This window comes from Mycobacterium sp., from assembly GCF_032161845.1.
In the GTDB taxonomy this organism is placed as follows: domain Bacteria; phylum Actinomycetota; class Actinomycetes; order Mycobacteriales; family Mycobacteriaceae; genus Mycobacterium.
In genome coordinates, this window is record NZ_JAVRQA010000482.1 from 1 (window position 1) to 13,413 (window position 13,413).

Sequence of the window (13,413 nt, forward strand, 5' to 3'; positions counted from 1 at the left end):
GACCAAGTCGCCGCCGAACTCAACGCCCGACCCCGCAAACGCCTCGGCTTCCGCACCCCCGCCGAAGAACTCGACCGACTACTCTCAGACCCGTCCGCATTCGTTGCAGCGACCGCTTGAATGCAAGGTCGAAATAACTGCCCTCGCGCAGAATTGGCGGACCATGAACACGCGCCGAAGTCACCACAGCGCCCGGTAGTTCAACAGCGCGCCGATGACGAGCACCACCCCAGCGCCAAGGAGCAGGATTCGCACGGTGCTCGGCCCGTAGCGCGTCGTCACCCGAATGATGTTGCCCTGCAAGCGTCTAGCCCAGATCGTCCGTTGCGCTGACAGAGTCAACACCGACATCGACGGCACCAGTGCCAGCGCGCAGTAGCCGAGCACGATCAGCGGCCACAGCGTCGGGAGCGGGTTGCGCGCGGAGATCATCGTCAGCGTCGTCAGGTAGGGCACGGACGTCACGGCCTGCCCGACGCCGATGACGATCCCGACGATCGCGAACAGCCACGGGTTGCGGCGCGCCAGATTCAGCGCCCAGACGGGCGGCGCGGGACGAGCCGAGCTCGAGATACTCGCCACGGCGATGAGGACCAGACCGAGTACCAGTTGACCCCAGTAGCGGACGGTCGGGGTGATGTCGAACTCCACGCGTTCGGTCAGGAAGCTGATCCCGAGCACGGTGAGCAGACCGAACGTCGTCGTCGCCACCAATACGCCGCTGACGAAGCTCACCCCGCCGGGCAGCGCTGACCTGCGGCTCAGCCTGCTGTCGTACACGACTGCCGACGTCACTCCCAGGTTCAGGACGTTCAGCGAGTCCAGCAGCGCGAAGCCCAGGAGCGGCAGCAGAAAACCCAGCATGACGTCACCGAACCTACGGGAGCGGCCGAGGTCGGGCGACGGGAGTGACGGGCGCGGAGCGTGAATTCGTTCGCCGCGGGTATCCACAGACGTTGACCCCACCTCTGGAAGGACCCATGCCGGCAGCACCATCGCAGCTAGACCAGTCCGCCTTGGCGGAGGCCCAGCGCACCGTCAGCGCGGTGGCCGGCGCATTCTCGGCGAAGATCGTCGGGCAGCACCACCTGCGCGAGTCCATGCTGATCGCCCTGTTGGCGGGCGGTCACCTGCTCGTCGAGAGCGTTCCCGGCCTAGCCAAGACGACCGCCGCACGGGTGGTCGCCGAGTCGGTGGGGGGCGAGTTCAAGCGGATTCAGTGCACGCCCGACCTGTTGCCCAGTGACATCGTCGGCACCCAGATCTATGAGGCGGCGACCAATTCGTTCGCCACCCGATTGGGTCCCGTGCACGCCAACATCGTGTTGCTCGACGAGATCAACCGCTCCAGCGCGAAGACGCAGAGCGCGATGTTGGAGGCGATGGAGGAGCGCCAGACCACGATCGCGGGGGTGGTCTACCCGATCCCCGACCCGTTTCTGGTGATCGCGACGCAGAACCCGGTGGATCAGGAGGGCACGTATCCGCTGTCCGAAGCCCAGACGGATCGATTCATGCTCAAGGAAGTCGTCCACTATCCGTCCGTCGAGGACGAGGTGGAGGTCATCGCCCGAATGGACTCGGGCCTCTATGAGAAGGACCACCGCACCGCACCGGTGGTGAGCGTCGACGACGTGCGGCGCGTACAGCAGTTGGTGGCTTCGGTGCACATGGACCGAACGCTGATTCGGTACGCCAGCCATCTGGTCGGCGTCACGCGCGAACCCGCGACACACCTGTCGCCCGGGATCGCACGACTGATCGAGTACGGCGCCAGTCCGCGGGCCACCATCGCGTTCTGCCGGACGGCGCGCGCCCTTGCCATCCTGCACGGTCGTACGCATGTGGTGCCGGACGACGTGGCCCAGCTGGCCCACCGCGTACTGCGGCACCGTCTGATCCTCGGTTTCGAGGCGGCCAGCGCCCGCGTCACGCCGGACGTGGTGGTCGACGCGGTACTTCAGGCGGTGCGGGTGCCGTGAGCCGCCGGACGGACCGATAGGTGGGAACCCATCTCGACCGCGCGAGGGCGCACTTCGGGCGGGACGGCAACGGCCTCCTCGAGGGTGGCCGCTACGCGCTGGTGCACACCCGCAGCCTCGAATTCGACGACCTGAGGCCGTACGTGCAGGGCGACGACGTCCGCGACATCGACTGGAAGGCCTCGGCCCGCTCCGGTGCCGTACTGATCAAGCGCTTCGTGACCGAGCGGCATCACAAGATCATGGTGGTGGCCGACGCGGGCAGGAACATGATGGCGACGGCGCCCTCGGGTGAGGTCAAGCGGGACGTCGCGGCCAACGTCATCGGCGCGATGGGGCTCATCACCCTGCGGCGGTCCGACGAGATCGGCATGGTGTTCGGCGACGCCCGCGGCTCCGTTGACATCCGGTTGCGGCGCGGCGAGACGCACGTCGAGCACATCTTGCACCGATTCCATCACCACGCCAGCTCCACGCCCGCGCCCAGTCACCTACTGACCCAGCTCGATTGGGTGGCACGACATCAACGCCGACCGCTATTGCTCTTCGTGGTGTCGGACGAACCCGACGTCGACCCCCGCCTGGAAGGCGTGCTCACCCGGCTCACCGCCAGGCACGACGTGATGTGGGCGATGGTGGCGGACATGCCAGCCATCGGGTCGACCGAGGAAGAATCCGACGGATTCGACGTCGGCGACGGTGGTTTCGTCTTCGGCGGTTCGGCACTCGGTTCGCGGGTGGTCGACGCGTATCGTCGGGCCGAAGCCGCACGGCGCGAACGTCTCTCGGAGTTCATGGTCAGCCACGGCATCCCGCACGCCGTGATTCGGAGCAGTGCCGCCATCCGGACTCAGCTGACCGCGATGACCGAGGTGTATGCCCGTGCCGGATGATCTGTTACAGCACGTCATCGGTCCGACGCCGTACTCGCCCTGGTGGTTCTGGCTCGCCGTGGTGATGTCGGTTCTCTTGGTCGCCTGGTACGCCGGGGTCGTCCTGTTCACAATGCCGCGCCGAAGGCTGCGCACCCTTCCCCTGGTCGGCGTGGCGCGCGACCGAATGATTCGGTACCGCTTCGCGCGCGCCGTGCGTGCCATCGGGGATCGCCACCGCGCAGGCGAGCTGGCTGCCGAGCCCGCCGGGGAGGCGGTCAGTCGCGAACTGCGTCGCTTCCTTCACCAGGTGACGGGCGTGCGTGCGGAGTACATGCAGATCGAGGAGATCGCCAACAGTGAGATCGCGCTAGCAGCACCGCTTTTGGCGAACCTGATCGACGTCCGGTTCAACGACGAATCGCAGTTGGACATGGTTCGGGTCAGCCGGGACGCCGAGGAGTTGATCCGGTCATGGGCCTGACGTGGATGCCGGTCGTCATCGCAGGCTGCGTCGCGCTCGCGGCCTGCATCGTCGCGGTCCTGCTCCGGCCGATGGCTGCCGAACGGCGACAGCTACGCCCGCTGGCCAACGCCGGACGGCTGACCATGCTGCCGGAGTACGCCCGCGCGGTGCGATCGCGCACGCGGGCGGCCATCGTCACGATGGTGCTGCTTGCCGTGATGTTCGCCGGTGCGATCGTCGTCGCGGCCCGTCCGACCGGATTGCCAACGACGGCAGCCCAATCCGGTGCTGGCGACCCCGAGGACATCATGCTGTGCACCGGTTCGCCGGCATCCGACCCAGCGGTGGCTGCAGCGCTCGGCTACTTCGCCGACCGCGTGGACGCCTTCAGCACCGAACGCATCGGGTTGACCTCATCGAACCGCCGGGTGATCCCGCTGACCCGGGACTATCAATACGCGAAGCAGACGTTGTCGGACTACCGACTGCCCGCCGACCAACGGGGCGACGTGGCGGCCTTCTCGGCCCCGGTGTCCTATGAGGACTACACACCAAACGTCGACGACCTACTGACGCTGTGCCTCACCGGCTTCCCAGGCGTCGATTCACCCGCGGCCCAACGGCGTTCGCTGATCTACGTCGGCCCCGACGCAGCACCGCCCGACGAGACCAGCCAGGCGCTGTTCACCGCCGATCGGTTGAGAGCTCTTGCGGTCGCGGGCAGCGTGCAGGTCAACGCCGTCGTCACCGGCAAGGAGTCCGGCGCCCTCTCGTCGCTCGCCGGCGACACCGGTGGACGCGTGCTTCCCGCAGGCCCCAGCGTCGTCGCGGCCATCGACGACGTTCGGGCCCACCCTCCGGCGGCCAGGCTGACCGAGGACACCGACGGCGGTGCCGCACCCGAATCCCCCGACGTGCCAGTACTGATCGCACTCGCGGCAGCCGTGGCGTTGGCCGGCTGGCCCATGGTCCAGCTCCGATGATGGGGCAGCGACGATGACCTTCCAACCCGTCCTGCCGCCGTTGCTCCTGGCTGTGGTCGCCGCCATCATCCTGGTGGCCCGGATCGCCACCCTGCGCCGGCTCGCATCGGCGGCCCGCACCAGGAGCGCACGGTGGCGATGGAGTGGTGTGACGCTGGCGGCGCTGCTCCTCGTCGCGGCAGCCACCAGGCCCGTTCTCGACCCCGCGGAGCAGGCAAGCACGCGCGTCGCCGCCCCCGAGGTATCCAACGTGTTCGTGATCATCGACCGCTCCGCCGACATGCAGGTGCAGGACCAACCCAACGGCTCATCCAGGATGGCGGTCGCGCGTGACGACGTCGCCGCAGTGCTCGACCGTTATCCCCACGCCCGGGTCGCCGTCATCTCCTTCGCAAGCCGGGCCGCACTGGACTGGCCGCTGTCCGCGGACACGTGGAGCCTGCGACCGGTGGCGTCCGCCCTGACGCCCTACGCTGCGGCCGCCGATGGTGGGACCGAGACGAACGCCGGCGCGGCCGGAAACATGTTGCGCTATCAGTTGATCGGTGCCATGCAGCAGTATCCACGGGCCAAGAACCTGGTCGTCTATCTCGGGGCGGGCGCCCCCGAGGCCGCCCTTCCGCCACGCGACTTCAACCTGCCAGAAGGGGCGGTGGACGGCGGGGTGGTGCTCGGCTATGGAACCACCGCGGTTGGCGAGTCCGCGCTGCGCGCCATCGCCGGGCAGATCGGCGTGCCGTACTCGTCGCGCGGCGGCATCAGCGGGCTGGCTTCGGTGCTGCCCGCCGACGTCACCGACAGCGCCTCAGGCCCGATCCGCACCGGCGAGGTTCCCGACCGGACGGAGCTCTACTGGGCGCCGGCTGCCCTCGCGGCGGCGCTGGTGCTCGTCGAGCTCTACTACGTGCTGCGAGAGTTCCGCCGAACCCGGATGTCGAACGCGGACGTCGTCCTATGAACCAAAGAGGTTGGTGGCGAACCGGATCGCTCCGCACCCGACTCCTGGTGTTCTCGGCGCCGGTGTCGGTGGTGCTGATCATCGCGTTGGCGAAGTTGTGGACCGTCGTCATCGCGGGCGGCTCGACCGGCAGTGACTTCGCCGAAGGGAACGCCGATGCACTGCGCGGTGACGTGGCAGCCCTCAGCGTTCTCGACATCGTCGAGCCCGCCAAGTCCCATTACGCCGCAGGCACTCTCGCCGTCCTCGACGACCGTCTCGACGAGGCCGACAGGCAGTTCACCCAGGCTCTCGCGCGCACCGAGGGCGCACACTCTTGCTCGGTGCGGGTCAATCTCGAGCTGGTCAAGGAGACGCTTGGGGACCGGGCGGCCGAGGCGTTCGACGGGAAGTCGGCCGTCGAGTGGTATCGCAGCGCGTTGGTCGCGGTCGGTGATGCTCCGGCCGGCTGCTTCACGGGCAGCACCGACGCCGACCCGGGCCGTCGTGCCGTGCTGGAGGCGACGGTCGCCCGCCTCACCGCCAAGATCGGCGCGGCGTCGGTGGCTCCTCCTCCCCCGCCGCCACCGCCCGGCGCACCGCCCCCGCCGCCACCGCCGTCCTCGGCTTCCGGGTCGGCTCCAGCGTTGCCGGACAGCCGGCTGCGGCTCAACCCCGGCGTCGGCGATCCGCTGGATCGTCTGCAACAGATCCTGCGCGACGCGGCGGCGGCGCAGAACGCAGGCTAGGGCGGCGCATCCGTCGCGCCCCAACTACTCTCGACGCGTGGCATCGGTATTGACGGTCAACCGCACGCAGCTCGGCGCGGACGGTGCCGCACCCAAGACTGGAATCGACAAGCGCCCGACGAGCGGGCCGGTCGCCGTCCGGGCACCTGGCCCGATGCGGCGGGGTCTCGGCAGTGGGATCGTCGGCGACGTCATCGGCAACCGCAAATTGCACGGTGGTGACGACCAGGCCGTCTACGCCTATGCGCGCGAGGATCTCGACGCCTGGGCAGCGCAACTCGGCCGCGATCTCACCAACGGCATGTTCGGCGAGAACATCACGACGACGGGCATCGACGTCACCGGCGCGGTGATCGGTGAACGCTGGCGCATCGGATCGGACGGCGTGTTACTGGAGGTCACCAGCCCCCGGACACCGTGCAAGACCTTTGCCAACCGGCTCGGGATCGACGGCTGGATAAGGACATTCGCGCACGGCGGCACACCGGGCGCCTACCTGCGGGTGCTCGAGCCGGGATCGGTCTCCGGCGGGGATTCCGTCGAAGTGATCGAACGGCCACCGCACGGCATCACGATCGGCTTCGTGTACCGGGCGCTCATGGTGCAGAAGGACCTGCTGCCAGAGATCCTGGTGGCGGATGCACTGCCGGAGGACATCAAGGCAACCGCACGCCGTCGAGCAGGGGCCGAATAGCAGAAGGGGCACCCGCTAGCGGGTGCCCCTCCGTCGTAGCTGCCTGATCAGCGGCCGTTGCCCACGATGGGTGCGGGCGGCGCCTTCACCTGCTGCTGGATGTCGTTGATCCACTGGTGATGGTCGATGCCGGTGGAGTATCCAACCGAGACCGGCGTAGCGACGGTGGTGGCCTCAGCGGGCGCGGCCAGTCCGACGAGCGCGGCGGCGAATGCCGTGGCGGCGATGGTGGCAAATCCGAACTTCTTCATTGGCTGAAGCCTTCTTTCTTGATCCTCTTGGGTGTTCTGCTAGCTCTAACACGCTGTTCAGCCCAGTAATTCCACTGGCAGGATTTAATCGGCAAGTGGCAGAAACAGATTGCGCCAGGCCGCCTCGTTAGCCCATCTAGCAAATAGGGGCTGACGATGTCGGTCGTCTCACGCATGATGGGCTGATGCGCACCCGACTCGGCGTGATCTACCGCCCGGACTTCCACCCCGACGGCTTGAGGGGTGTCGCGGCCGCAGCGGAGGCCGCGGGCATCGACGAACTGTGGTTCTGGGAGGACTGCTTCCAGCAGGGCGGTATCGCTCAGGTCGCGGTGGCGCTCGCGTCCACGGAGCGTCTCAGCGTCGGCGTCGGACTCATCCCGGCGCCGCTGCGCAACGTCGCCGCCGCGGCAATGGAGTTCGCCACCCTCGACGCGATGTTCCCCGGCCGTACGCAGATCGCCGTCGGTCACGGCGTACAGAGCTGGATGAGACAGGCAGGCGCTGCGGTGGCATCCCCGCTGACGTTGCTCCGCGAGTACGTGACGGCATTCCGGGAGCTCCTGGCCGGTAGCGAGGTCACCGCCGAGGGGCGCTACGTCAAATTGTCCGGCGTTCGGTTGGAGTTCCCGCCAACGCGTCCGATTCCGATCCTCATCGGCGGCACTGGACCCAAGACGCTGCAATTGGCAGGCGAGATCGCCGACGGCGTCCTCGTCGACAGCAGGTACACCACGCACACCGTGCGGGAGGCCCTCGGACACGTTGCGGCGGGCCGGGCCGACGCAAGCGCGCGGCCCTTCAGCACGGCACTGTTCCTGGCGTGCGTGCCAGGGGACGACGCCGCTCGGCGGCTTGCCGCCGAGGCCGTCCGTCAGGAGGTGCCGGCGGACGGCGTGTTCGGCGTGGGCGGAACTGCCAAGCAGATCACCGACGGCCTCGAGCCGTACCGGAATGCCGGGGTGGATGCCATCGCGCTGCAACCGCTGGGTGCACTGGAGGGGATGGCCGAATTCATCGCGACGGCGGGCCAGGTGCACTCCCGCATCAGCGCAACGTGACGGCTAACGCCGGTCGCGGTGAATGATGATGATTTGCGGCTGAAGCTGCATCGGAGGCGTATTCGCGGTGATCTGACTGTTTCCCGGTGACACGCATTGAGTTGCCGAGCCGACGTCGGTGCAGGTGAGCGGGGAGGCGGCGGCGGTCGGTGCCGCGGCGATCGCTACCGCCGCACCACCTGCCACGACCAGTGAAGTCAAGTAACGAGCTGTGAAGAACATGAGCAATCCTTTGAGCCGCCAGGGCGGCAGATTCTTCTAACCGAACTCCTGTGTGAACACCGCTGCGGCGCAGACTATTCCGACGCAACCGGGGCGACGTGGCCGTCGGTGTGGCACCGGACACATCCGGAATGGAACCTTGCCAATGCCGGTTGGACCGACCAGACCGGAGCGAGAAGAGATTTGCACCGGCAGAACGTTTGAAAACGTTCGAGATGAAGGGATGAACATCATGAAGAACATCAAGAATTTTGGCTTCGCCACGATCATCGCCGGTGGCCTCGCCGCCAGTGCCCTGGGTTTCTCGGGCGCCGCGCAGGCCGATGTCGACCACCACGCGTTCATCAACGAGATCACACCGACCGTCAACGTCCCGCACGTAGACACCACGGTGCACCAGAGCCGCTGACCCCGACTCCCGGATGGGGGGCATCCGCATTGCGGGTGCCCCCTTCTTCGTGCGTTAGGACTGCATGACCGCGTCGATCGCGCGGTAGATGCGCTGCTCGCTCACCGGCCTCGCGGTGCCGAGTTGCTGGGCCCATAGGCTCACCCGAAACTCTTCGATCAAGCGCCCGATGTCTCGTACGTCGTCGGCAGCAGCCCGGGACGGCGAAAGTGCTTCCACCAGTTCGTCATACGCGTCCTGCAGGGTATGCACTCGGCTCATCCGCTCGCCGTCGGCACCGAGCCCCTGCGGCAACCGCTCGAGTCGCCTGCCGATGGCCGTCACGTAGCGGGCCAGGTCCACGAGGTGCGTGCTCCCGGTGGCGGCGACGAAGCCGGTTGGCAGCAAGGCGGCCAACTGCCCGCGGATGTCGGCGATGGCATCCGCCTGGGCGGGCGGTGGCGTTGCGGGCAACGCGACCTGCACCTCGTGCAATGCCGTCAGCACCCGCTCCACCCGCTTGAGGATGTCGCGCATCGTAGGGGCGATCGAGGCGGTCACCCGGTCCCGCAGGGCGGCGAACTCGACACGGGTCCAGACCGGCTTCGGCGCGAGGGCGGCCACCGCGGCGTCGGCGCAATCGTCGAGCAGGGCGGGCAGTGAACCGTCCGGATTGGTCCCGAGTACGAGGCGGGTTCGGGTATCCAGCTGCTTCTCAATGGCTTTGGCCGGTGCGGGCACCGACAGTCGAAGGAGGCGGCGAGTTCCCGGCCCCATCGCGGCGGCCTGTTCGGCCGGCGTGGCGAACACCCGCACGTCGACGGCGGCGCCCTTGTCGACAAGGGCTGGGTAGCCGCGCACCAGGCGTCCGCCGCCGGTCGTCTCGACGACGCGCGGCAGCTCGTCCAGATCGTTCGGCCACGCGCGCAGCCCCGTCCGTTCGAGCTCGCCGAACGCGTCCGCGACGGCATTGCGCACTGGCGCGGCCAGGCGTTGCTGCAGGTCCTCGAGGTCCTTGCCGCGCGCCAGTTCGGTGCCGTCGTCGGCTTCGACGGCGAACGTCACGCGCAGGTGGTCGGGCACCTTCCCCAGATCGAAGGCGTCGATCGGGACCAGCACGCCGGTGCGGCGCCGCAATGCGCGTTGCAGCGCATCCAGCAGTGACCCGGCGCCGGGGTCAAGCGTCGCGACGACGGCCCGCGCGGTGTCCGGTGCGGGAACGAAGTTGCGCCGCAGGTCCTTCGGGAGCGACTTGATGAGTGCCGTGATCAGCTCCTCGCGCAACGCCGGTACGTGCCAAGCGAACTCGTCGCCACCGAGGCGGGCCAGGACCTGTACCGGGATGTGCACGGTGACGCCGTCGTCCTCGCGGCCCGGCTCGAAACGGTACGTCAGCGGCAGCGATTGCTCGGCGGTCTCCCAGGTGTCAGGCTGGTCGGCGTCGTCGTCATTGCGCAGCAAGTCGTCGCGGGTGAACGTCAGCAGGTCCGGGGTGCGGTGCCGTTGCTTCTTCCACCACCCGTCGAAGTGCCGCGCCGACACCACCTCCGGTGGCAGGCGGGCGTCGTAGATGGCGTGGATCGCGTCGTCGTCCACCAGCAGGTCGCGGCGGCGGGCGCGCTCCTCGAGTTCGGCGAGTTCCTCACGCAGCCTGGTGTTGTCGCGGAAGAAGTGGTGGCGTGTCTGCCAGTCACCCTCGACGAGCGCATGGCGGATGAACAGGTCTCGCGCCACAGCCGGATCGACCTGCGCGTAGCCAATGCGGCGGTGCGCCACCAGCGGCAGCCCGTACAGGGTCACCCGTTCATAGCCCATGACCGCACCACGCCTGGCGTCCCAGTGCGGCTCGCTGTACGTCCGTTGGACGAGATCACCGGCGACCCGCTCGACCGCTTCTGGCTCGATCCTGGCCGCGATCCGCCCGAACAGTCGACTGGTCTCCACCAGGTCCGCGACCACGACCCAGCGCGGCGGCTTCTTGGTCAGCACCGAGCCAGGGGCGAGGACGAACTTCGAGTTGCGCGCGCCTGCGTAGTCCCTCCCGTCTCCCTCGCGTAAACCTATGTGCGACAACAAACCCGCAAGCAGGGCGGCGTGCACCCTGGCCGGGTCGGCGGGCTCCTTGTCGTCGGCCTCGCGGATGCCGAGGTCACGGGCGATGCTCCGCAATTGGCCGGTGAGGTCCTGCCACTCGCGGATACGCAGGTAGTGCAGGAACTCCTCGCGACACATCCGCCGGAAGGCGTTGCCCGACAACTCCCTTCGTTGGTCACTGAGATAGCGCCAGAGGTTGAGGTAGGAGTTGAAGTCGGAGAACTCGTCGGCGAACCTGGTGTGCTTCTGCCGCGCCGCCTCCTCGCGGTCGGTCGGGCGCTCGCGCGGGTCGGGAATGGACAGCGCCGCGGCCAGCACTAGCATCTCGCGCACACAGCCCTCGGCATCGGCCGCCAAGATCATCCGGCCGATGCGCGGATCCAACGGCAGCTTCGCGAGCCGGCGACCCAACTCGGTGATGGCGCCGTGCGGCGTGGAATCACCTGCGGCAGCGTCGAACGCGCCGAGTTCGCGCAGCAGTTGCACCCCGTCGCGGACGCTGCGCGCATCGGGCGGATCGAGGAACGGGAAGTTCTCGATGTCACCGAGGCCGAGCGCGGCCATCTGCAGGATCACCGCGGCGAGGTTGGTGCGCAGGATCTCGGGATCGGTGTAGCGGGGCCGCAATTCGAAGTCGGCCTCCGCATAGAGCCGGATGCACACGCCGGGCGCAGTGCGACCCGACCGGCCCGCCCGCTGCGCGGCCGACGCCTGCGAAATGGGTTCGATCGGCAGCCGCTGCACCTTGGTCCGTCGGCTGTACCGGGAGATGCGTGCCGTCCCCGGATCGACCACGTAGCGGATCCCCGGAACCGTCAGCGACGTCTCCGCGACGTTGGTGGCGAGCACCACCCTGCGCCCGGAATGGGGCTCGAAGACCTTCTGCTGCTCCGCCGTTGGCAGCCGCGCATACAGCGGAAGCACCTCGGTGAAACTCAGCGCGTCGCGCAGCGCTTCCGCGGTGTCGCGGATCTCGCGTTCGCCGGACAGGAACACCAGCACGTCGCCGGGGGGCTCGGCCTCCAGCTCCCGAACGGCGTCGATGATCGCTTCGTTCTGGTCGCGGACCTCCGTGCGAATCACGTCATGGTCGGGGTCGTCGGGGTCCTCGTCGTCACCGGTCGCCGAAGGCACTTCCAGTGGGCGGTAACGAATCTCGACGGGATACGTCCGTCCGGAGACCTCGACTATCGGCGCACCGCCACCAGATCCATGTTCGGCACCGCCGAAGTGAGCGGCAAAGCGTCCTGGCTCGATCGTCGCCGAGGTGACGATGACCTTCAGGTCGGGACGCTGCGGCAGCAGCTCCCGCAGATACCCCAGCAGGAAGTCGATGTTCAGGCTGCGTTCATGCGCCTCGTCGAGGATCAAGGTGTCGTAGCGGAGTAGCCGGCGGTCGCGTTGGATCTCGGCGAGCAGGATGCCGTCGGTCATCAGCTTGACCAAGGTGCGGTCACTCGCGTGGTCGTTGAACCGGACGGTGTAACCGACGGCCTCGCCAAGCGGGACACCCAACTCGTCGGCGATGCGCTGACCAACGGTGCGGGCAGCGAGCCTGCGCGGCTGGGTGTGGCCGATCGTGCCGCGAATGCCGCGGCCAAGCTCGAGACAGATCTTCGGTAGCTGGGTGGTCTTGCCCGATCCGGTTTCACCGGCGATCACGACCACCTGGTGTTCGGTGATGGCCGCCGCGATGTCGTGCCGCATCTCGCTCACGGGCAAGTCGGGATAGGTGATCTCCGGCACGGCGGCCAGTCGGGTCGCAACGAGGGCCTCGGCGGCGGTGAACTGGTCGGCGATCTTCGCCAACCCGGCCGAACCACTTCCGCGCAACCGGCGGCGCAGCCGATCGGCGTCGCGGATCGTCAAGCCGTCGAGGCGCGCGCGCAGCTCGGCGCTAGACGGTTCGGACACCCGGGCAAGGATAGGCGAACGACGACGGACGCTCAGCCGCGCCAGAAGTCGAATACGCCACCCTTGGTGGTAAGAGCGACGGGCCCGGGTATGAACGAGTGATGGCCTCGAACCGAATCCCCCGCACGGTGGTCGCGGTTCTGCTGACCGCGTTGGTCCCCACGGCCTGCGTCAACGCCCCTGCGCCGCTACGGGCCGCCACGTCATCGCCGTCATCGCCGATTGCGACCCAGTCCGTGGCGGTGCCTCCTGGCACCGGTCCCCGATACGTGGCCATGGGCGACTCGGCCGCAGCGGCGCCACTCGTTCCCGATCAGGCTCAACCAGCCGGCTGTTTCAGGTCGACGAACGACTATCCAGCGGTCCTCGCGCGCCTCATCGGGGCGGCCTCGTTCACCGACGTCACGTGCAGCGGCGCACGGACCGAGAACCTGATCTCACGGGCGCAGCCGATCCGCAGCGGGCGGGTGCCACCGCAGCTGGACGCCGTCACGGCGGACACCGAGCTCGTCACGGTCACCGTCGGCGGCAATGACGTCGACCTGCCGTCGATCGCGAAGCGGTGCCTGCGGACGACCTTGGACGTGCCACCGTGCTCGCCGGACCTGTTGGTCGACGGCGTCGACGGCATCTCGCAAGCCATCGGGGCGGATGCCGACGACTGGGCCGACCTCGTCGGCGCCATTCGCAGCAAGGCTCCCGACGCGAGGGTGATCCTCGTCGGGTACGGCACCTACGTTCGACCAGAGGGCTGCTTTCCGGCTCAGCCGATCAATCCGGTCGACGCCGCCTACTTCCAG

General features: G+C 68.1%; 14 protein-coding genes. 10 read left to right on the plus strand and 4 right to left on the minus strand.

Translation table 11 applies throughout. From position 1 onward, the window contains the following. Positions 1-180 precede the first annotated feature (180 nt). The gene (locus QOD90_RS26270) at positions 181-864 is read right to left on the minus strand and encodes a GAP family protein (protein ID WP_526354591.1); all 684 of its coding nucleotides are present in this window, start codon (positions 862-864) and stop codon (positions 181-183) included. A gap of 116 nt (positions 865-980) precedes the next feature. Between QOD90_RS26270 and QOD90_RS26275 the strand changes: the two genes are divergently transcribed. The 7 genes from QOD90_RS26275 to QOD90_RS26305 are packed head-to-tail and all read left to right on the plus strand — an operon-like array spanning position 981 to position 6,683. Continuing rightward, positions 981-1,982 carry an AAA family ATPase gene (locus QOD90_RS26275; RefSeq protein WP_526354593.1) on the plus strand — a complete coding sequence of 334 codons (1,002 nt, stop codon included), beginning with the start codon at positions 981-983 and terminating at the stop codon, positions 1,980-1,982. 20 nt (positions 1,983-2,002) lie between these two features. Continuing rightward, positions 2,003-2,875 carry a DUF58 domain-containing protein gene (locus QOD90_RS26280; protein WP_526354595.1) on the plus strand — a complete coding sequence of 291 codons (873 nt, stop codon included), beginning with the start codon at positions 2,003-2,005 and terminating at the stop codon, positions 2,873-2,875. Next, positions 2,859-3,338 carry a hypothetical protein gene (locus tag QOD90_RS26285; protein WP_526354597.1) on the plus strand — a complete coding sequence of 160 codons (480 nt, stop codon included), beginning with the start codon at positions 2,859-2,861 and terminating at the stop codon, positions 3,336-3,338. The genes QOD90_RS26280 and QOD90_RS26285 overlap by 17 nt, the downstream gene beginning before the upstream one ends. Next, positions 3,329-4,303, plus strand: coding sequence for a hypothetical protein (locus tag QOD90_RS26290; RefSeq protein WP_526354599.1), 975 nt, complete (start codon positions 3,329-3,331; stop codon positions 4,301-4,303). The genes QOD90_RS26285 and QOD90_RS26290 overlap by 10 nt, the downstream gene beginning before the upstream one ends. A gap of 13 nt (positions 4,304-4,316) precedes the next feature. Continuing rightward, positions 4,317-5,261 carry a VWA domain-containing protein gene (locus QOD90_RS26295; RefSeq protein ID WP_526354601.1) on the plus strand — a complete coding sequence of 315 codons (945 nt, stop codon included), beginning with the start codon at positions 4,317-4,319 and terminating at the stop codon, positions 5,259-5,261. Continuing rightward, entirely contained in the window at positions 5,258-5,989 is a 732-nt protein-coding gene (locus tag QOD90_RS26300; RefSeq protein WP_526354603.1) for a hypothetical protein, read from the plus strand. Before QOD90_RS26295 ends, QOD90_RS26300 begins: the two co-directional genes overlap by 4 nt. Positions 5,990-6,026: 37 nt before the next feature. Next, positions 6,027-6,683: an MOSC domain-containing protein gene (locus tag QOD90_RS26305; protein WP_526354605.1), complete on the plus strand. Its 657-nt coding sequence runs from the start codon at positions 6,027-6,029 to the stop codon at positions 6,681-6,683. A gap of 47 nt (positions 6,684-6,730) precedes the next feature. Here the strand turns inward: QOD90_RS26305 and QOD90_RS26310 are convergent, their stop codons facing one another. Further along, a complete protein-coding gene (locus tag QOD90_RS26310) occupies positions 6,731-6,934 on the minus strand; it encodes a hypothetical protein (protein ID WP_526354607.1) in 204 nt (67 codons plus the stop codon). Positions 6,935-7,119: 185 nt separating this feature from the next. Between QOD90_RS26310 and QOD90_RS26315 the strand changes: the two genes are divergently transcribed. Next, positions 7,120-7,995, plus strand: coding sequence for an LLM class flavin-dependent oxidoreductase (locus tag QOD90_RS26315; protein WP_526354609.1), 876 nt, complete (start codon positions 7,120-7,122; stop codon positions 7,993-7,995). A gap of 3 nt (positions 7,996-7,998) precedes the next feature. On the opposite strand, the gene QOD90_RS26320 is transcribed toward QOD90_RS26315, so the two are convergent. Beyond that, on the minus strand, positions 7,999-8,217 hold the full coding sequence (locus QOD90_RS26320) for a hypothetical protein (RefSeq protein ID WP_526354611.1): 219 nt from the start codon (positions 8,215-8,217) through the stop codon (positions 7,999-8,001). Between the two features lie 232 nt (positions 8,218-8,449). Here QOD90_RS26320 and QOD90_RS26325 point away from each other — a divergent pair, with 232 nt between their 5' ends. Further along, complete coding sequence (locus tag QOD90_RS26325) at positions 8,450-8,626, plus strand: hypothetical protein (RefSeq protein ID WP_526354613.1); 177 nt, start codon at positions 8,450-8,452, stop codon at positions 8,624-8,626. Positions 8,627-8,680: 54 nt separating this feature from the next. On the opposite strand, the gene hrpA is transcribed toward QOD90_RS26325, so the two are convergent. Then, positions 8,681-12,613, minus strand: a complete 3,933-nt coding sequence (gene hrpA, locus QOD90_RS26330; protein WP_526354614.1) for an ATP-dependent RNA helicase HrpA — start codon at positions 12,611-12,613, stop codon at positions 8,681-8,683. A 101-nt stretch (positions 12,614-12,714) separates the two neighbouring features. On the opposite strand from hrpA, the gene QOD90_RS26335 reads away from it, so the two are divergent. After that, positions 12,715-13,413 (plus strand): SGNH/GDSL hydrolase family protein (locus tag QOD90_RS26335; protein WP_526354616.1); only part of this gene is annotated, 699 nt, incomplete at its 3' end.